At 67.8% G+C, this 19,690-nt stretch carries 16 protein-coding genes; 5 read left to right on the top strand and 11 right to left on the bottom strand.

The genetic code is table 11. The annotated features are described in order from the left end of the window. Positions 1 to 5: 5 nt before the first annotated feature. The 4 genes from G6N26_RS22620 (at position 6) to G6N26_RS22605 (ending at position 4,848) form a co-directional block, all read left to right on the top strand. Positions 6 to 1,985 (top strand): acetyl/propionyl/methylcrotonyl-CoA carboxylase subunit alpha, encoded by a 1,980-nt coding sequence (locus tag G6N26_RS22620; RefSeq protein WP_083018051.1) that lies wholly within the window; start codon positions 6 to 8, stop codon positions 1,983 to 1,985. Continuing rightward, positions 1,982 to 3,148 carry an acyl-CoA dehydrogenase family protein gene (locus G6N26_RS22615; protein WP_067167809.1) on the top strand — a complete coding sequence of 389 codons (1,167 nt, stop codon included), beginning with the start codon at positions 1,982 to 1,984 and terminating at the stop codon, positions 3,146 to 3,148. The genes G6N26_RS22620 and G6N26_RS22615 overlap by 4 nt, the downstream gene beginning before the upstream one ends. Then, positions 3,148 to 4,110 carry an enoyl-CoA hydratase family protein gene (locus G6N26_RS22610; RefSeq protein ID WP_163648855.1) on the top strand — a complete coding sequence of 321 codons (963 nt, stop codon included), beginning with the start codon at positions 3,148 to 3,150 and terminating at the stop codon, positions 4,108 to 4,110. The genes G6N26_RS22615 and G6N26_RS22610 overlap by 1 nt, the downstream gene beginning before the upstream one ends. Before the next feature lie 132 nt (positions 4,111 to 4,242). Further along, a complete protein-coding gene (locus tag G6N26_RS22605; RefSeq protein WP_067168004.1) occupies positions 4,243 to 4,848 on the top strand; it encodes a DUF1707 SHOCT-like domain-containing protein in 606 nt (201 codons plus the stop codon). A 21-nt stretch (positions 4,849 to 4,869) separates the two neighbouring features. Here the strand turns inward: G6N26_RS22605 and G6N26_RS22600 are convergent, their stop codons facing one another. From G6N26_RS22600 to G6N26_RS22565, 8 genes are all read right to left on the bottom strand, one after another. Further along, on the bottom strand, positions 4,870 to 5,718 hold the full coding sequence (locus G6N26_RS22600) for an aldo/keto reductase (RefSeq protein WP_067167813.1): 849 nt from the start codon (positions 5,716 to 5,718) through the stop codon (positions 4,870 to 4,872). A 21-nt stretch (positions 5,719 to 5,739) separates the two neighbouring features. Further along, entirely contained in the window at positions 5,740 to 7,776 is a 2,037-nt protein-coding gene (locus G6N26_RS22595; RefSeq protein WP_083018046.1) for a vWA domain-containing protein, read from the bottom strand. Then, entirely contained in the window at positions 7,769 to 9,163 is a 1,395-nt protein-coding gene (locus G6N26_RS22590) for an ATP-binding protein (protein ID WP_083018044.1), read from the bottom strand. Before G6N26_RS22590 ends, G6N26_RS22595 begins: the two co-directional genes overlap by 8 nt. Before the next feature lie 134 nt (positions 9,164 to 9,297). Then, on the bottom strand, positions 9,298 to 9,612 hold the full coding sequence (locus tag G6N26_RS26255; RefSeq protein WP_008254029.1) for an LGFP repeat-containing protein: 315 nt from the start codon (positions 9,610 to 9,612) through the stop codon (positions 9,298 to 9,300). Between the two features lie 355 nt (positions 9,613 to 9,967). After that, complete coding sequence (gene purH / locus G6N26_RS22580; RefSeq protein ID WP_083018042.1) at positions 9,968 to 11,551, bottom strand: bifunctional phosphoribosylaminoimidazolecarboxamide formyltransferase/IMP cyclohydrolase; 1,584 nt, start codon at positions 11,549 to 11,551, stop codon at positions 9,968 to 9,970. A 13-nt stretch (positions 11,552 to 11,564) separates the two neighbouring features. Beyond that, the gene (gene purN / locus G6N26_RS22575; RefSeq protein ID WP_067167824.1) at positions 11,565 to 12,194 is read right to left on the bottom strand and encodes a phosphoribosylglycinamide formyltransferase; all 630 of its coding nucleotides are present in this window, start codon (positions 12,192 to 12,194) and stop codon (positions 11,565 to 11,567) included. A 69-nt stretch (positions 12,195 to 12,263) separates the two neighbouring features. Further along, a complete protein-coding gene (locus tag G6N26_RS22570; protein WP_308208234.1) occupies positions 12,264 to 13,682 on the bottom strand; it encodes a cell division protein PerM in 1,419 nt (472 codons plus the stop codon). 38 nt (positions 13,683 to 13,720) lie between these two features. Beyond that, positions 13,721 to 14,617, bottom strand: a complete 897-nt coding sequence (locus tag G6N26_RS22565; protein ID WP_083018038.1) for a DUF5336 domain-containing protein — start codon at positions 14,615 to 14,617, stop codon at positions 13,721 to 13,723. A gap of 244 nt (positions 14,618 to 14,861) precedes the next feature. Between G6N26_RS22565 and G6N26_RS22560 the strand changes: the two genes are divergently transcribed. Then, positions 14,862 to 15,710: an LLM class F420-dependent oxidoreductase gene (locus G6N26_RS22560; RefSeq protein WP_083018036.1), complete on the top strand. Its 849-nt coding sequence runs from the start codon at positions 14,862 to 14,864 to the stop codon at positions 15,708 to 15,710. Positions 15,711 to 15,810: 100 nt separating this feature from the next. Here the strand turns inward: G6N26_RS22560 and G6N26_RS22555 are convergent, their stop codons facing one another. From G6N26_RS22555 to sucC, 3 genes are all read right to left on the bottom strand, one after another. After that, on the bottom strand, positions 15,811 to 17,337 hold the full coding sequence (locus tag G6N26_RS22555) for an acetyl-CoA acetyltransferase (protein ID WP_083018034.1): 1,527 nt from the start codon (positions 17,335 to 17,337) through the stop codon (positions 15,811 to 15,813). A gap of 128 nt (positions 17,338 to 17,465) precedes the next feature. Continuing rightward, the gene (gene sucD / locus G6N26_RS22550) at positions 17,466 to 18,368 is read right to left on the bottom strand and encodes a succinate--CoA ligase subunit alpha (RefSeq protein WP_083018032.1); all 903 of its coding nucleotides are present in this window, start codon (positions 18,366 to 18,368) and stop codon (positions 17,466 to 17,468) included. A gap of 12 nt (positions 18,369 to 18,380) precedes the next feature. Beyond that, positions 18,381 to 19,544: an ADP-forming succinate--CoA ligase subunit beta gene (sucC, locus tag G6N26_RS22545; protein WP_067167841.1), complete on the bottom strand. Its 1,164-nt coding sequence runs from the start codon at positions 19,542 to 19,544 to the stop codon at positions 18,381 to 18,383. Positions 19,545 to 19,690: the final 146 nt, after the last annotated feature.

Genomic DNA, 19,690 nt, shown 5'->3' with positions numbered 1-19,690 from the left:
GCCCCATGGTTACTCGAGTTCTGGTTGCCAACCGCGGCGAGATCGCGCGCCGGGTATTCGCCACATGCCGTCGCCTCGGCCTGGGCACCGTCGCAATCTACACCGACCCAGACGCCGGCGCGCAGCACGTCGCCGAGGCCGACGCCCGAGTGCGGCTGCCCAAGACCAACGACTACCTCAACGCCGAGGCCATCATCGCCGCCGCCCGCGCGGCCGGTGCCGACGCGATTCATCCCGGCTACGGATTCCTCTCGGAGAACGCCGATTTCGCGGCCACCGTCCAAGAGGCCGGGATGACCTGGGTCGGCCCGCCGGTGGACGCGGTGCGGGCGATGGGTTCCAAGATCGAGTCCAAGAAGCTGATGGCCGCCGCCGGGGTGCCCGTCCTCGACGAACTCGATCCCGACACCGTCACCCAGGCGCAGCTGCCGGTGCTGGTCAAAGCCTCCGCGGGCGGCGGCGGCCGGGGCATGCGGGTGGTACGCGAATTGTCCGCCCTGCCGGCCGAAGTCGAGGCGGCCCAGCGCGAAGCGCAGTCCGCCTTCGGCGATCCGACGGTGTTCTGCGAGCGCTACCTGCCCACCGGACACCACATCGAGGTTCAGGTCATGGCCGACACCCACGGCACGGTGTGGGCCGTCGGGGAACGCGAATGCTCGATTCAGCGCCGCCACCAGAAGATCATCGAGGAGGCCCCCTCCCCGCTGGTGGAACGCACCCCGGGCATGCGCGCCAAGCTGTTCGACGCGGCCCGACTGGCCGCCGGCGCGATCGGCTACACCGGGGCCGGGACCGTGGAGTTCCTGGCCGACGACGACGGCGAGTTCTACTTCCTGGAGATGAACACCCGGCTGCAGGTCGAGCACCCGGTGACCGAAGAGACCACCGGGCTCGACCTGGTGGAACTTCAGCTCGCGGTGGCCGACGGCGCCCGCCTCGACGCCGAACCTCCCGCCGCCCAGGGTCATTCGATCGAGGCCCGCCTCTACGCCGAGGATCCCGCACGCGGGTGGCAGCCGCAGGCCGGCGTGGTGCGCGCGTTCGCGTTGCCGTCGGTGCGGGCCGAGTTCGGCGCGTTGGGGCATCGCACCGGCATCCGGCTGGATTCCGGGATCGTCGACGGATTCACGGTGTCGATCCACTACGACCCGATGCTGGCCAAGGTCATCTCCTACGCCCCGACGCGCCGCCAGGCGGCGCTGGTCCTTGCCGACGCGCTAGCCCGTGCCCGGGTGCACGGGCTGCGCACCAACCGCGACCTGCTGGTAAACGTGCTGCGTCACCCGGCCTTCCTCGACGGCGCCACGGACACAGCGTTTTTCGACACGCACGGCCTCGCCGAGCTGTCCTCGCCGCTGGGCGATGCCGCAGGAGTGCGCCTGTCGGCGATCGCGACCGCCCTGGCCGACGCCGCGCGCAACCGCGCCCTCGCGCCGGTGTTGGGTGCCGTTCCCAGCGGCTGGCGGAACCTGCGGTCGGGCTATCAGGTCAAGACCTACGGTGACGACGAAGGCAACGAGCACCGGGTCCAATACCGTTTCGACAGGCCCGGGCTGGTGCTACCCGACGACCCTGGGGTGCAGCTGGTGTCGGCGACCGCGGATGACGTCGTGCTCAGGACGGACGGCGTCGACCAAAGCTTCGCCGTGCGGCGCTACGATTCCGACGTCTACGTCGATTCCGCGCGCGGACCGGTGCATCTGATCGCGCTGCCGCGCTTCCCCGAGCCCGGTTCGACCGTCGAAAAGGGATCGCTGGTCGCCCCCATGCCCGGCAACGTCATCCGGCTCGGCGCCGCGATCGGCGACACCGTCACCGCCGGTCAACCACTGATCTGGCTGGAAGCCATGAAGATGGAACACACCATCACCGCACCGGTCGACGGCGTTCTCGCCGAACTCAACGTCAAGACCGGTCAGCAAGTCGAAGTGGGCGCCGTACTGGCAAGAGTCGAAGCGCCGCAATCAGAAGGAGATCCCCAGTGACCGACAGCAGCTTCATCGAGAACGAGGAACGCCAGGCCCTGCGCAAGGCGGTGGCCGAGTGGGCGTCCAACTACGGCAGCGAGTACTACCTGAAGAAGGCACGCGCCCACGAGCACACCGACGAATTGTGGTCGGAGGCAGGGAAACTCGGATTCCTGGGCGTGAACCTGCCCGAGGAGTACGGCGGTGGTGGCGCCGGAATGTACGAGCTGTCGCTGGTGATGGAGGAAATGTCCGCCGCCGGTAGCGCGCTGCTGCTGATGGTGGTCTCGCCCGCCATCAACGGCACCATCATCAGCAAGTTCGGCACCGAGGAGCAGAAGAAGCGCTGGCTCCCCGGTATCGCCGACGGGACGCTGACGATGGCGTTCGCCATCACCGAACCGGATGCCGGATCCAACTCGCACAAGATCACCACCACCGCCCGACGCGACGGCAGTGACTGGGTCCTCAAGGGCCAGAAGGTTTTCATCTCCGGTATCGACCAGGCCCAGGCGGTGCTGGTGGTGGCCCGGACCGAGGAAGCGAAGACGGGCAAGCTGCGCCCCGCGCTGTTCGTGGTGCCGACCGATTCGCCCGGCTTCACCTACACGCCCATCGAAATGGAATTGATCAGCCCCGAACGTCAGTTCCAGGTCTTCCTCGACGACGTCCGACTGCCAAGCGACGCGCTCGTCGGCGCCGAGGATGCCGCCATCGCACAGCTTTTCGCCGGGCTCAACCCCGAACGCATCATGGGCGCGGCCAGTTCCGTCGGGATGGGGCGGTTCGCGCTCGACCGGGCCGCCGAATACGTCAAGACCCGCCAGGTTTGGGGAACGCCGATCGGCTCGCACCAAGGCCTGTCACATCCGTTGGCGCAGTGCCACATCGAGGTCGAACTCGCCAAGCTGATGATGCAGAAGGCCGCCACCCTGTATGACTCCGGCAACGACATGGGTGCGGCCGAGGCCGCGAACATGGCCAAATATGCTGCGGCCGAAGCGGCCACCCGGTCGGTGGACCAGGCCGTCCAATCGATGGGCGGCAACGGGCTCACCAAGGAATACGGTGTGGGCGCGATGCTGACCTCGGCCCGGCTGGGCCGCATCGCCCCGGTCAGCCGCGAGATGGTGCTGAACTTCGTCGCGCAGACGTCGCTGGGCCTGCCCCGAAGCTACTGATGGACGCGCTCGTCGAATACGCCGGGCCCGCCGACACGGGCGGACCGTACGCGCGGCTCACGCTGAATTCACCGCACAACCGCAACGCGCTGTCGAGCACGCTGGTCGCCCAATTGCACCAGGGGCTGCGCGATGCCGCGTCGGATCCGGCGGCGCGCGCGGTCGTACTGGGCCACGCCGGTGGCACCTTCTGCGCCGGCGCGGATCTGAGTGAGGCCGGCGCAGCCGGTCGAAGCGGGTCGCCACCATCGGGCCGTGGCGATCGCGAGAGCGGCGCAGCCGGTCGAAGCGGGTCGCCACCATCGGGCCGTGGCGATCGCGAGAGCGGCGCAGCCGGTCGAAGCGGGTCGCCACCATCGGGCCGTGGCGATCGCGAGAGCGGCGCAGCCGGTCGAAGCGGGTCGCCACCGTCGGGCTACGAGATGGCCGTCGCGCGGGCCCGGGAGATGGCCGCGTTGATGCGGGCCATCGTCGCCTCGCCGTTGCCGGTGATCGCCGCGATCAATGGGCATGTCCGGGCGGGCGGCTTCGGCCTGGTGGGTGCCTGCGACATCGTGGTCGCCGGGCCGCGCAGCACCTTCGCGCTGACCGAGGCCAGGATCGGCGTCGCCCCGGCGATCATCTCGTTGACGCTGCTGCCGAAGCTGTCGCCGCGCGCCGCGGCGCGTTACTACCTGACCGGCGAAAAATTCGACGCCGACGTGGCGGCGGAAATCGGGCTGATCACCATGGCCGTCGAGGATGTCGACGACGCGGTCGCCAAACTGGTCGCCGATGTGGGCCGCGGTTCGCCTCAGGGCCTGGCGGCTTCCAAGGCGCTGACGACGGCCGCGGTGCTCGAAGGGTTCGACCGTGAGGCCGAACGGCTCGCCGAGGAGTCGGCGCGGCTCTTCGTGTCCGACGAGGCGCGCGAAGGCATGTTGGCGTTCCTCGAGAAGCGGCCGCCCAGCTGGACGAGTTAGCCACCGAATAGTTAGCCAGATGTCAAAGAAAGGTCCGGCCAAACGGGCCGGCGGCCCGGCCCGGGCCGGCGCAAGGTTGCAGTTTAGCCAATCCTCTTGCAGCAAAACCTGGACGTCGTAGGCTCGTGGGTGATGAGCAACTCAACGCAACGTGATGCGGAGGACACGCGCGACCAGCCGTCGCGCGCGGCCGATACCGATCGCATACAGACTGCGCAGTTGCTGGCGTATGCGGCCGAGCAGGGCCGCCTGCAGCTCAACGACTACGAAGACCGTTTGACCAGGGCCTATGCCGCAACGACGTATGAAGAACTGGACCGGTTGAGGGCCGATCTGCCCGGATCTCCGATCAGCCCGCGCCGCGGCGGCAAACCCAACCCGGCGCCGTCGACGCTGCTGCTGGCGTTGATGAGCGGCTTCGAGCGGCGCGGCCGCTGGAACGTGCCGAAGAAGCTGACCACCTTCACCCTGTGGGGCAGCGGAGTGGTCGATTTGCGCTACGCCGACTTCACCTCGACCGAGGTCGACATCCACGCGATGTCGATTATGGGTGTGCAGAACATTTTGCTGCCGCCCGAAGTCAACGTCGAGGTGCACGGCCGCGGCGTGATGGGAAACTTCGACCGCGCCGTCCACGGCCAGGGCACTCCCGGGGCACCGACGGTCCACATTCGCGGCTTCTCGCTGTGGGGCGGTGTCGGGATCGCCCGCAAAGCCCGCAGGCCACGCGGCGGGTAGCCGCTTCCCAGCGGCGGAGCGTCAGCGGGGCACGTAGTCGAAGGTGTCAGGGTTGGGTCCGTTGCGTCCCGCCTCACCCTGATTCAGCGCTGAGATCGCGTCCATGTCGGAATCGTCCAGTTCGAAGTCGAACAGCTCGAAGTTGGATTTGACGCGTGCCGGTGTCACCGATTTGGGGAAGACGATGTCGCCACGCTGAATGTGCCAGCGCAACACCACCTGCGCGGGCGTTCTGTCGCGGGACGCGGCGACGCGGTTGATCACCGGATCATCGAGCACCTTGCCCTGGGCGATGGGCGCCCACGCCTCGGTGGCGATGCCGTGCTCGCGTCCGTACGCCCTTACCTCGTCGTTGCCGAAGTACGGATGCACCTCGATCTGGTTGACCGACGGGACGGTGTCGGTTTCGTCGGCGAGCCTTTTCAGATGTGCGACTTGGAAATTCGAGACGCCGATGCTGCGTGCGCGCCCGTCCCGCGCGAACTCTTCGAAGACCTTCCACGTCGAGACGAAGTCGCCGTCGTAGAGCGTGGGTAGCGGCCAGTGGATGAGAAACAGGTCGACGTAGTCCGAATCGAGCGCCTTGAGCGTCTGGTCGAACGCGCGGCGCGCGTCATCGGGCTTGTGATAGCCGTTGTTGAGCTTGCTGGTGATGAAGACCTCGCCGCGGTCCAGGCCGGCGTCGCGGATGCCTTGGCGGACTTCCCTTTCGTTCCCGTACATCTCGGCGGTGTCGATGTGCCGGTATCCGATGTCGAGCGCCGTCTTGACGGCCGAGGCCGTCTGGTCGGGCTTGATCTGGAACACCCCGAAACCGAGCTGCGGGATTTCGACACCGTCATTGAGTTCGATCGTGGGAACCTTGCTCACGGGCTTTTCTCCTTTTGTGGCCTATCGACGGCGGCGGGATCGTAGGTAGTCACCGACGACCGCCGCTCCCAGCCCGTCGAGATCGGGCACCACGACGCGTCCCTCGACGCGCCGGGCGACCTGGTCGATGAACCGCGCCAGACCGGGATCGCTGCCCAGCCGGAAAATCGTGATTTGCGCACCGAGGCGCGCCATTTCGTCGAAGCCGCGCACGGTGTGGGCGATGGTCCGCGGGTGTGGCGGGTAGTCGAAGAAGACGGTCGTGCCGTCACCGTCGAAGTCCTCCAGGTGCGCGGTCGGCTCACCGTCGGTCACCACCAGCACGACGGGCTGGGCGTTGGGGTGGCGGCGCAGATGACGGCCTGCCAACGCCAGCGCGTGATGCAGGTTGGTGCCCTGCTCGTAGACGCCTTCCAGGCCGGTGAGCTCGGCGGCGGTGACCGTCCGGGCGTATCGGCCAAAGGCGATGATCTGCAAGGCATCCGAGCGGAAACGCGTGCACACCAGGTGGTTGAGCGCCAGCGCCGTCTGCTTCATGGGCAGCCAGCGGTTTTCCATCACCATGGAAAACGACGTATCGACCAGCAGCGCGACCGCGGATTGCGTACGGGTCTCGGTCTCGGAGACCTCGACGTCGTCGACGGAGATCTTCAACCGCGCGTCCGGCCCATCGAGGGTGGCCGTGCCCGCCTGCCGCAAAACGGCATTGGTGAGCGTGCGGGAGATGTTCCACGGTTCGGTGTCACCGAACTGCCAGGGCCGGGTGGCGCCGGTGAGCTCGCCGGCCGCCCCGGCGCACCTATGATCACGCTCACCGCGCCGCCCGGAAAGTTGTTGTGCCACATCGCGTAGGGCCGTCTCGCCGAGCCTGCGCATCGCTTTCGGCGACAGCCGCCACTGGCCGTCGGAACCGCGGTCCAAGAAGCCCTGGTTGACCAACGCGCGTTCCAATTCGGCGAGCGTGCGGGCATCGACCGCCGCGTCGTCGCCAAGCTGGCGCGCGAGCGCCTCGAGGTCGACGTCATCCATGGTGGCGCCGGGATAGCTTTGCGAGAGCTGTTCGGCCAGTTGTTCGAGTTCGGCGATGTCGGACAGCGCCTGGGTGCCCTCCCCCATGCCGAACGGGTTGTCGCCGGAGAACTGTTCGGATCCGCCCCAGTCCTCGCCCGGCCGCGCAGCCTGCAGGTGCGCATCGAGCCGACTCAGCGACTCCATCAGGGCCGGGGAGCCGAATGCCTGCTGCGCCAAGGCGTCCAACTCCGCGCGCTGCTCGGCGCTCAGGCTGTTTCGGAAGCGCTGCGCGGCGGCGGCCCGCTTGGCCAGCGAGTCCAGCAACTCGTCGACGTTGCGCGGGTTCTCCGGGAAGAACTCGCCGTGGGAGTCCATGAAGTTTTCGAAGTCTTCCTGGGTGTCCTCGCCGCGGGAGTGCTTGTCCAGCAGGTCGTTGAGGTCGTTCAGCATGTCGTTGACGCGCTGGCGGTCCTCGTCGGTGGCGCCCTCGAGCGCCTGCTTCATGCCCGAGAAGCGCTGGTCCAGCATCTCGCGGCCGAGCAGATCCTTGATCTGGTCGTACTTTTGGCGGGCCTCGCCGCTGCGCCAGTTGTACTCGGAGAGTTCCTGGACGGCCTTGGCCGGCGACGCCGGCAGCGCGTCCAGTTGGAGTTCGCCGAAGCGGGCGTCGTCGTCGAGGGCGCGGGCCAGCTCCTTGCGTTCGGCCAGCACCGCCTCGTCGAGCAGTTTCTTGATTTCCTGCAGGGTGCCGTCCAAGTTGTTGCGCCGCAACAACTCTCGTCGGCGCCGGTTGGCCTCGGCCGCCAACCGGTCCGCGCCGGGCATGTTCTTGGTGCCGCGGCGCAGCAGCTCGGAGAGCGCGCGACGCGGCGAGGTGCCGGCCATGACGTCCTGGCCGATCTGTTCGAGCGCCTCGCGCAGATCCACCGGCGGTGCCAGCGGGTCGGGCCCGCCGGTGTACGCCGAGTACCGCGAAGAGTGCCCTCGTGACGATCGCAAGCGCGGCGAAGCCGGGCGCAGCGGGTCGTCACGATCAGAATCAGCCATAGACGGTTTGCCCCTCCTCGGACACCTTGTCGATGCGCTTGGCCAGATACAAGGCCTCGAGCGCCAGTTCCAGCGCGGCGGCGCGCTCACCCTCCGAGCGCGCGGCGAGCTTGTCCGCGATCTTTTCCACCACCGGCAGGCTCGGCACCGCGGCCAGCACGTCTTTGGCCGACACCCGCTCGCCCGTCGTCACCGCGGAACCGCCCTCGACCGCGGACACCAGCGAACCCACATCGATGCCGCCCAGCACCCGCGACGCCGTGTCCGCGGTCGCCCGGCGCAGCAGGTGTTCGAGCACCGCCTGTTCGCGGCCTTCCTCGCCGGACTCGAATTCCAGCTTGCCGCGCAGGACGTCGATCACGGTGCCCAGATCGACCACCCGGGCCACCGGGTCCGTCTCCCCCAGGATCGCGCCGCGATGGCGGGCGGCGGCCGCGACGGTCTCGGCGGCCGCGATGGCGAAGCGCGCCGACACCCCCGAGCGCTGGTCGACGGAATTGGACTCCCGAAGGTAGCGGGCGAAGCGCGCGATGATTTGCATGAGGTAGTCGGGCACCTGCGCCGACAGGTGTGCCTCCTGCGCGATAACCCCGACCTCGGCGTCCAGCTCCTGCGGATAGTGCGTCCTGATCTCGGCGCCGAAGCGGTCCTTGAGCGGGGTGATGATGCGTCCGCGGTTGGTGTAGTCCTCCGGGTTGGCGCTGGCGACCACCAACACGTCCAGCGGCAGGCGCAGCGTGTAACCGCGGACCTGGATGTCGCGCTCCTCCATCACGTTGAGCATCGACACCTGGATGCGCTCGGCGAGGTCGGGAAGTTCGTTGACCGCGACGATGCCGCGGTGCGCGCGCGGAATCAGCCCGTAGGCGATGGTCTCGGGATCCCCCAGGCTGCGACCCTCGGCGACCTTGATCGGGTCGATGTCGCCCACCAGGTCGGCGACGCTGGTATCGGGCGTGGCGAGCTTTTCGGTGTAGCGCTCGCTGCGATGCTTCCACTCCACCGGCAGGTCGTCGCCCAGGGTGGCGGCCTTGCGGATCGACTCCGGCGTGATCGGCGAAAAAGGGTGCTCACCCAGTTCGGCGCCGGCGATCACCGGCGTCCACTCGTCGAGCAAGCCGACCAGCGCGCGCAGCAGCCGGGTCTTGCCCTGGCCGCGTTCGCCGAGCAGGACGAAGTCGTGTCCCGCGATCAACGCCCGCTCGAGCTGGGGCAAGACGGTGTCGTCGAATCCCAGAATGCCGGGCCAGATGGCTGCGCTGTCCGGCCCGTCGGCCAATGCGGTCAGCAGATTTTCGCGGATTTCCTGCTTGACTCCCCGTTCACGGTGACCGGCGGCACGCAGTTCGCCGACGGTGCGGGGCAGGTTGCTCGGTGACGTCACCACTCCACGCTACGACGATGCCGCCGATGCGACACTATGCCCTCCCCCCAAGTACGCGAGTGCCGGGCAAGCTGATCGATTGCCCGGCACCCGGTAGGAGATTCTGAGCGCAGCGCGGTGCTGCACCCGAACACTGCCTAGCTGTAGCTGACGACGGCCTGAGCGTCACCCGGCTTCCACGTGATGGTGCCGTGCTCGAAAGTCGACTTCTTCATGCCATCGGGGGTGTCGACCTCGTCACTGGTCGGATAACCGAGCTTGCCCTGCGAGCCGCCGAGTTCATTCCACTTGTCGCGGATCAAGCCCCACACCACGTAGGCCTGCGTCTTGTTGACGATGACGCCACCATCGAATTGCTGGTAGGTGCCACCATCGGGATTCGTTTGCTGATTATCCTTCGGGGCCCCTAAGTCCTTGCGCGCCTTATCGTCGAGGGACTGGTACTTGGCCAAGATGGGTCCCTGAACGGTGTACGGCGTGCCGTTTGCGCCCGGAATCTGCGTCGTAGGGCCCGGCGCGCTCGGAGTCGTTGCTGCTGATGTTTCCGTGGCGGCTGAGCTTGAGGTTGCGGCCGACGAAGCCGGTGCAGTTGTGGAACTGCCGGCTTCGCCCGATTTACTTCCCTGACATCCTGCGCCGACGAGTGCGAGACTCGCAATCGCGACGGAAATTGTGGCCGTTCGTATTGCGTTCGCGCGCATATCAATTCCTCTCGAATTGTGTTCGCCCCACTAATGCCGACCCAAAGTGAATGCTATTTCCCTTTGCGACCAGAGAGCAAGGACTGAGACCGACGATTGCCGATCGTCAGTGAGCGAAGTGACGCGCCCCGGTGAGATACAGCGTGATGCCGGCGTTGGCCGCGGCCGCGGTCACCTCGTCGTCGCGCACCGATCCGCCCGGGTGCACGATGGCCTTCACTCCGGCACCGGTCAGCGTCTCGAGTCCGTCGGGGAACGGGAAGAACGCGTCGGAGGCCGCGACCGCGCCACGCACCCGGTCACCGCCGCGTTCGACGGCCAGCCGCGCGGCGTCGACGCGGTTCACCTGACCCATGCCGACGCCGATGGTGGCGCCGCCGCCGGCGATCACGATCGCGTTCGATTTGACGGCGCGGCATACCCGCCAGGCAAAAGCCAGGTCCGCCAGTGTCTCCGGGTCGGCGGGCTCGCCCGTCGCCAAGGTCCAATTCGCCGGATTGTCCCCGTGCGCGTCGAGCTCGTCGCGTTGCTGCACCAACAGCCCGCCGCTGACGGGCCGCAGTTCGGTGCCGCCGGTGAGCGGCTCGGAGGCCACCAGCACCCGGATGTTCTTCTTGCGCGTCAGGACGTCCAGGGCGGCCGGCTCGTAGGCGGGCGCGATGATGACTTCGGTGAAGATCGTGCTGACGTATTCGGCCATCTCAACGCTGACTTCGGTGTTGGCCGCGATGACTCCGCCGAATGCGCTCAGCGGATCGCATTCGTGGGCCTTGCGATGCGCGTCCGCAACCGATGTCGACGAAATCGCGATCCCACATGGGTTGGCGTGCTTGATGATTGCCACGCATGTCTCTTCGTGGTCGAAGGCGGCCCGCCACGCCGCGTCCGCGTCGGTGAAGTTGTTGTAGGACATCTCTTTTCCGTGCAGCTGCTCGGCCTGCGCCAGCCCCGGCCACGCGCTGGGGTCGCTGTAGAGCGCAGCCTGCTGGTGCGGATTCTCGCCGTAGCGCAACATCGCCGAGCGGCGCCAGCTGCGGCCCAGCCACTTCGGGAAGGCGGTCGGTGGATGTTCGGGGGCCAGCGTCGACTCCATCCAGCTCGCCACCGCAATGTCGTATTCGGCGGTGTGCTGAAACGCCTGCGCCGCCAGCCTTTTGCGCTCGGCGAGCGTAAATCCGCCTTGCCGGACCGCGGCCAGCACGCCGTCATAGCCCTGGGGGTCGGTGATGACCGCGACGCTGGGATGGTTCTTCGCGGCGGCGCGCACCATCGACGGTCCACCGATGTCGATCTGTTCGACGCATTCGTCGATGCTCGCTCCGGAGTCGACGGTCTCGCTGAACGGGTACAGGTTGACGACGACGAGTTCGAAGGCCGCGATGCCGAGCTGTTCGAGCGCCTCGGCATGCTCGGGTTTGCGGAGATCGGCCAGCAGGCCCGCGTGCACGCGGGGGTGCAAGGTCTTGACCCGGCCGTCGAGCACTTCGGGGAAACCGGTCAGCTCTTCGACCCGGGTCACCGGAATGCCTTTTTCGGCAATGTTCTTCGCGGTGGATCCCGTCGAGACGATCTCCACGCCCGCCGCGGTCAGCCCCTGGGCCAGGTCGATGAGCCCGGTCTTGTCGTACACGCTGATCAAGGCGCGGCGGATCGGCCTTTTGGCGTTCTCCCGCCAGTCGTCGGTGCTCATCCGTTGTCGCCTTTCATCCGATCGTCGCTTTTCTCCCGACCAGGGTCAGCCCGCCGGTTGCGATCGCGGCCACGACGTCCGCGAGCAGCGTGCGTTCGGTGACCTTGATGCGTTCATGCAAAGTCTCTTCGTTGTCGCCGTCGAGCACCGGAACGGATTGCTGGGCCAAGATCGGCCCGGTGTCCGTCCCGGCGTCCACCAGGTGCACCGTACAGCCTGTGATTTTCACACCGTAGGCCAACGCGTCGGCCACCCCATGCGCACCCGGGAACGCCGGCAGCAGCGCCGGATGGGTGTTGATGACACGCCCGTAGAACCGTGAAAGAAATTGCGGTCCAAGGATTTTCATGAACCCCGCGGACACCACCAGATCGGGCGAGTGGGCGGCCGTGGCCTCGGTGATCGCGGCGTCCCAGGCGTCGCGGTCGGCGTGATCGCCAAGCCGGACGGTGAAGGTGGGCAGGGACGCGGCGGCGGCGATCTCGGTGGCCAGGCAGTCGCGGTCGGCGCCGACGGCGACGATCCGGGCCGGATAGTCCGCGACGGCGGCGGCGATCAGGGAGTTCAGCAGCGATCCGGTGCCCGAGGCCAGTACCACTACCCGCGCCGAGGCGTTGGGGGGCACATGGAGGGCTTCGACCACATCGGCGAGCCTAGTCGGGCTTCTGAGCGCGCCCTCACCGCCGTTGTCGCTCAGAGGTGGGCAACTTTCCTATTGCTCCGGATGGCGGTCGGCCCCGGGGGGTTCCGTCTCGCCCTCCGCCGCGGCAGGCCCCGGCTCGTCCGCCCCGGTATCGCGCTCGGCCGCGGGGGGCTCACCCTCCCCAGGATCGCCGTCGACCCCGGCAGACTCCGTCGCATCTTCCCCGAAGTCAGCCTCGGGAGGCTCGAAAAGGTCCTCCTCGGCCGCCCGGTCGTCGAAGACATCGGCGAAATCGGCCGGCTCCTCCGCGGGTGCGGCGGGCGCGGGTTTCGTGCGCAGCCGTCGGGGCCGAGGCCTGATCCCCCCGCTCATCACCACGGTGATCCCGCCGATCACCATGAACCAGAAGAAGACACCGACCAGCAACGCGCCCTGATCCACGCCGACATGGCCGAAGTTACCCAGCTGGCCGCTTCCGGCGAATGCGAGCAGCGACATCACCAAAGCCCCGGCGACCGAGGCGACGAGCAGCTTGACCACCGCGGCGGCCGGCGGCAGCGCACGCCGGGCGCACTGTTGTCCGACCGCCACGCCCGACGACGCACCGATGATGAGCAGCGCCACCCATACCGGCCCCAGCGGCGGCCTGGGGACCGCGGCCAACACCGGCAGGGCGGGGATATCGCCGCCGAACACGGTGAACGAGCTGAACGTCGCGAATCCGATATGAGCGCTGGATCCGACGGCGACCGCCGCGGTGCCCACAATCACGTTGGGCGCGTACAGCATTGACAGCAGCGTGAGGCTGAACTCGCCGAAGATCGAATCGGTGATGCCGTAGAGCTCCTGCATGGTCGCCCAGTGCACGACCAGCGACCCAGCCGTCACGAACCCGGAGAGGCCGAGCAATGCCAGCAGGCCGGCGGATGCGGCGCGCAGCGAATCGCCCAGCCAATAGGGCAGCGACGACGCCGCCAGCGCGCGCGGGCCCACCCGGGACCACACACCGATCCCCGCGCCGGCGGCGTGGACTACGAGCACGCTGAGGAACGCCCGCAGGGCGCTGGGTGTTTGCAGCTCGGTGATCACCGACGAGGCATCGTGGATGACCGCCAGGGCGATCGCGGTCATCAGCAACGGGCCGCCCAGCGCCGAGGCGACCACCCAGCGAACGACCAGCCACGACGAGTGGGGCGAGGTGGCCCGCGCCGTGGTGCGCGCGGCGGCCCAGACCATGAGCAGCGCCGGCAGCAGCGGCATCACACCGAGTTCGCGGCCACCGATGGAGATCGGCACCTGGTGCACGCCGAGCCACATGCTGGCGATGGCGCCCAGGGCGCCAGTCATGTCGCTGTTGGCGATCAGCAGCTGGATCAGCGTGACCGCGGCGATGATGACCAACGCCACCACGGCCGGCGCGAAGGCGACCCTGACAAGGTCACGCGCCTGGCGAGCGCCGGCTGCCCGGTTGTCCTCTAGCCGTGTCACTCTTGGGCACGTCCCCGACTAGGCGCGACAGCGCACGGTTAGGCGGGCGCTGGCCCAGAGGGTGAGGACGGCGACTGCTGCTCCTGGCCGAAGGATTGACCGCCGGACTGCTCGGAGTAGCCGCTGGGTGAACCGGCATCCGATCCGCCGCCGACGTTGGGCGGCGGGCTGAAGCTGGGGAAGCCCGTGGGCGGCGTCGACGAGCCCTGGTGCTGCGCGGACGGCTGCGGCCCCGTCTGCGGCGAGGGCTGGGCGCCGAAACCGCCGGTCGGAGCGCCGCCCTGGGTCGGTGCCCCGCTGGCCCCATAGCCGCCGTACTGCGATCCGTAACCTTGCTGGCCGCCATGCTGCTGGCCGCCGGGCTGACCGTAGTAGGGCTGTTGGCCGTACTGCCCGTATTGCCCGTACTGGCCGTACTGGGAGTAGGGGTCGTACTTGGGGCGCGGCGTCGGCGCCGTGATCACGCCGGAATCCAGCAACACGACGACGACCGCGGCGATCGCCTGCAGCACGACGGCCGCCACCAGGGGCCACATCGCCCAGCCGATCGCGAAGCCGGCGGGCAGGTTGATCGTCTCGGTGATGGCCAGCAGCGCGCCCAGTACCGCGATGACCGCGACAACGCCCACGTAGTTCTTGGCTTTCGGCAGCAGGCTCAGCCCGGCGAGCAGCGCGGCCAGCAGGGCAACCACGACCGCGGTCCCGGCGTCGCCGGCGCGACCGCCGATGCCCGGTCCGAGGTCGGCGCTAATCGTGAACGTGGGCCCGAAGTTCAACAGGTAGGCCACGAAGCCGAGCACCACCACCGCGATGTTCAGGTACAGCGGAAGCTTGCTCTTGCCGTCGTCTTCTTTGGCGAACGAGGGTGTGGCGCCTGCGTAGGTGCCGCCGGGCTGCGCCGGTGGGTATCCGGGGCTACCGGGAGAGTAGGTCATTGCTCCTCCTGTTGCTTCCAGTGCCTTTAAGTGCCGAGCGGGGCGCCACGGTGGCGATGCGGCGCTATTGCTTGCAGGCGCGTCACTGCGTTGCGACGCGGTCGATCACCCACGCTAGCGCACGTGCGGCAACCGGCGCCGTTGCCACTGGGTTGGACGGCGGGGCCCCCGGCGACCCCCCGGCGAGACGGTCCGTATCACCAGAGCTTGCTCAGCAGAGGTAGAACACGTTCTAATTCTCTGCATGGATTACGGGCTTGTGCTTTTTACCAGCGACCGCGGTATCTCTCCGGCAACGGCCGCGAAGCTTGCCGATGACCACGGCTTTCAAACCTTCTACGTGCCAGAACACACTCATATCCCCATCAAGCGGGAGGCCGCGCACCCGACCACCGGCGACGCGTCCCTGCCCGACGACCGCTACATGCGCACGCTGGACCCGTGGGTGAGCCTGGGCGCGGCCTGCGCCGTCACGTCACGGGTGCGGCTGTCGACCGCGGTGGCGCTGCCGGTCGAACACGACCCGATCACGCTGGCGAAAAGCATTGCCACCCTTGATCATCTCTCGGGCGGACGGGTCAGCCTGGGTGTTGGATTCGGTTGGAACACCGACGAACTCGCCGACCACAACGTGCCCCCCGGGCGCCGGCGCACGATGCTGCGCGAGTACCTCGAAGCGATGCGGGCGCTGTGGACCGAGGAAGAAGCCGAGTACGACGGCGAATTCGTGAAGTTCGGCCCCAGCTGGGCCTGGCCCAAGCCGGTGCAGTCGCACATTCCGGTGCTGGTGGGGGCCGCGGGCACCGAAAAGAACTTCAAGTGGATCGCGCGCAGCGCCGACGGCTGGATCACCACGCCGCGCGACTTCGACATCGACGAACCGATCAAGCTGCTGCAGGACACCTGGGCAGCCGCCGGCCGCGACGGCGCCCCGCAGATCGTGGCGCTGGACTTCAAGCCCGTCCCCGAGAAGCTCGCCAAATGGAGCGAGCTGGGCGTGACCGAGGTGCTGTTCGGGCTGCCGGACAAACCCGAGGCCGAGGTTGCCGCCTACGTCGAGCGGCTCGCCGGCAAACTAGCGGCTCTCGTCTAGCTTGGGCCCGTCGGCGTCTCGCGCCGAGACTTAAACCATCGCGACGCTCAGCGGCGTGTCGTATACGAGGGTTCAGTGTCGCGGCGGCGCGGGCGGTCGCTCAGGCCAGCGTGGCCCGGTTGTCCTTTTCCGTCGGCCGGACCACGATCGAGGCCCCGAGCGGCTCGCCTTCGCTGAGTAGCCCGACCAGATCGGGGTCTTCGCTCAGGGCTAGGAAGCGGCTGCCGTCGTCGTCGAGGCGGCCGACGATCAGTCCGGTGTGCACCGGCCAGTCGTAGCGCACGGTGTAGGTCTCGATGGTCGCCGGACCGTCGGCCCTGATGGTCACCGCCATCTTGGGACGGGCGGCGACCTCGGCGCGCAGGGCGGCGCTGTCGTCGGGCTTCCAGTTCACCGGCGTGGTCGAATACACCCCGACGGAGTACTTGCTCATGATCCCGCCGTTGGCGGCGACCAGGCCGAATTGCCCTGGGAGGTCGCGCATTTCGCTGACGGTTTCGGCGATGCCGTGCAGTGAGTAGTTGTTGCCCGGTCCGCCGAAGTACGGCAGGCCACCGGTGAGCGTGAGCCCGCGCGGGTCGTCGGGCGAAAGATGAGTCCCGTCGCAGAAGTTGAACACCGGCACCGGGAAGCAGCTGTAGAGGTCGAAGGTCGCGACGTCGTCGATGCCGACACCGGCGCCGGCAAGTGCTTCCTGAACCGCCAGAATCGACGCCGAGTTGTAGGTCAGGTCGAGGCGGTCCAGCAGCGGCTGATCCACCATGTCGGCGTGGCCGTGCAAGAACACCCAGCGCTCCTCGGGCACGCCGAGCCGGCGGGCGGCGGCCACCGACATCAGCAGTGCGGCCGCTCCCTGATTGACCTGATCGCGGGCCACCAGCAGCCGGGGATACGGATCGCAGATCATCCGGTTGGACTCGGTGACGGTGATGATCTCGTCGACGCTGCGCTCCACCGGGGAGGACGCGAACGGGTTCTTCGCCGCCACCTTGGTGAAGGGGGCGAACAGCTCGCCCATCTGGCGCCGGTATTCGGCGACGCTCAAGCCCAGCCGGGCACGGCGCGCGTTCTCCAGCAGTCCGTACTGTGCCGGGGCTCCGATGAGCCCGTGCGCGACGGTGTAGTCGTCGAACAGGCCGTCGTACCCATAGCCCCGGTCCTCGAGGGAGCCTTCGACCGTGTCGGAATGATCCGGCTTATCCCGGTCGGCGAAATACCGGATGCTGGACGTGTTTTCGGAGCCGAAGATCATCACGACCTCCGCCTCGCCCGAGGCGATGACGCCCGCGAACTCGGTGACCAGATGCTGAGGGCCCTGGCCGCCGATGGGTTCCAGAACCGCGCGGGCCGGCGTGGCGCCGATGCGCTGGGCTACCGACCGCGGGTAGTTGTTGGACTTGCCCATCGGCGCGGGTGTGCGCCCGGAGATCTCGAACTGCCGGGTCGCGGCGACGGTGTCGATGGCCGCGGCGACGGCGGTGGCGTCGGCCCCGGTGTCGTGCAGGGCGGCCTGCGCGGCGGCCGTCGCCAGTTCCACCGACGACATTCCGCGATAGCCGGAGTCTTCGATGCGCTCGGTGAACTGCCCTACGCCGACGATGACGGGCGTGTTCGGGTCGAGATTCATAGACCCACTATCTACCGTGTGCCGGGCCCCGGCCAAATCCGGGGCCCTTCGCACAGTTCGATGGTGGCGACCCGCTTCGCCCGGCTACGCCGCGCTCGCGATCGCCACGGCTCGATGGTGGCGACCCGCTACAGGCTCTGCAGGATCTCCCGGGCCAGCGCCGCGGTCTCCGACGGGGTCTTGCCGACCTTGACTCCGGCGGCCTCGAGGGCTTCCTTCTTGGCGGCCGCGGTGCCCGACGAACCGGACACGATGGCGCCCGCGTGGCCCATCGTCTTGCCTTCCGGCGCAGTGAATCCCGCGACATAGCCGACGACCGGCTTGGACACATTGGCCTTGATGTAGTCGGCGGCGCGCTCCTCGGCATCGCCGCCGATCTCGCCGATCATCACGATGACCTTGGTGTCGGGGTCCTTCTCGAAGGCCTCGATGGCGTCGATGTGGGTGGTGCCGATCACCGGGTCACCGCCGATGCCGATCGAGGTGGAGAAGCCGAAATCGCGCAGCTCGTACATCATCTGATAGGTCAGGGTGCCCGACTTGGACACCAGCCCGACCGGACCGGGCCCGCTGATGTTGGCGGGGGTGATGCCGGCCAGCGCCTCACCCGGAGTGATGATGCCGGGGCAGTTCGGCCCGATGATCCGCGTCTTCTGCCCCTTGTCGACGTTGTACGCCCACGCATACGCGCTGTCCTGCACCGGAATTCCCTCGGTGATGACGACCAGCAGCGGGATCTCGGCATCGATGGCCTCGATGATCGCGTCCTTGGCGAATTTCGGCGGGACGAAGACGACCGACACGTTGGCGCCGGTCTCCTTCATCGCTTCGGCGACGGTTCCGAACACCGGGAGTTCGACGTCCTTGCCGACGGGGTCCACGTGCGACACGGTGGTGCCGGCCTTGCGGGCGTTCACGCCGCCCACCACCTGGGTGCCGGCCTTCATCATCAGCGCGGTGTGCTTGGTGCCCTCGCCACCGGTGATGCCTTGGACGATGACCTTGGAGTCTTTGTTCAAAAAGATCGACATGGCTTGGGTCCCTTACTTGTTCGCCAGCTCGGCGGCTTTGTCGGCACCGGCGTCCATGGTCTCGGCCTGGATCACCAGCGGGTGGTTGGCTTGGGCCAGAATGCGCCGGCCTTCGTCGACGTTGTTGCCGTCGAGCCGGACCACGAGCGGCTTGTTCGCCTCGTCGCCGAGCATGTTCAGCGCGGTCACGATCCCGTTGGCGACGGCGTCGCAGGAGGTGATGCCACCGAACACGTTCACGAACACGCTCTTGACCTGCTTGTCGTTCAGGATGACGTCCAGGCCCGCGGCCATCACCTCGGCCGACGCGCCGCCGCCGATGTCCAGGAAGTTGGCCGGCTTGACCCCGCCGTGCTTCTCGCCGGCGTAGGCGACGACGTCGAGCGTCGACATCACCAGGCCCGCACCGTTGCCGATGATGCCGACCGAGCCGTCCAGCTTGACGTAGTTGAGGTCGTGCTCCTTGGCCTTGAGCTCGAGCGGGTCCGTGGCGTCGCGGTCCTCGAACTCGGCGTGGCCGGGCTGACGGAAGTCGGCGTTGGCGTCGAGGGTGACCTTGCCGTCGAGTGCCAGGATCCGGTCTTCGGGATCGCGCACCAGCGGGTTGACCTCGACCAGCGTGGCGTCCTCGGCGACGAAGACCTCCCACAGCTTGTTGATGGTGATCGCGGCGGCGTCAAGCACCTCGGCCGGCAGGTGGCCCTGCTCGGCGATGGAGCGCGCGGTCGCCAAGTCGACACCCTTGACGGCGTCCACCGGAACCTTGGCGAGCCGCTCGGGCTTGGTGGCGGCCACCTCTTCGATTTCCATGCCGCCCTCGACCGAGCACATCGCCAGGTAGGTGCGGTTGGCGCGGTCGAGCAGGAAGGAGATGTAGTACTCCTCGGCGATGTCGCTGGCCTCGGCGACCAGCAGCTTCTTGACGACGTGTCCCTTGATGTCGAGACCGAGGATGTTCTTGGCGTGCTCGTAGGCGTCGTCGGGCGTCGCGGCGTATTTGACGCCGCCTGCCTTGCCGCGGCCGCCGACCTTCACCTGCGCCTTGACCATCACCGGACGACCGATCTCGGTGGCGATCTCGCGAGCCCCTTCGGCGGTGTCGGTCACGCGTCCCGGCGTAGTCGGTACGTTGTGCTTGGCGAACAATTCTTTTGCTTGATACTCGAAAAGGTCCATGGACTCTCTGTCTTCGCTCGACTCAACTGCTAGGCCTCTTGGTGGGCGGCGCCGGATCCGGCGACTCGCACGGACGAACTGTATCCACCCTCGAAATGGCTTTGACCGCCGCGTCCGCCGATGTGGCACAGCTCACGGGACGTGGA

Source organism: Mycobacterium marseillense (genome assembly GCF_010731675.1).
Taxonomy (GTDB): Bacteria; Actinomycetota; Actinomycetes; order Mycobacteriales; family Mycobacteriaceae; genus Mycobacterium; species Mycobacterium marseillense.
The sequence above is the reverse complement of the archived record's forward strand: the minus strand, read 5'-3'. Positions and strand labels throughout refer to the sequence as shown.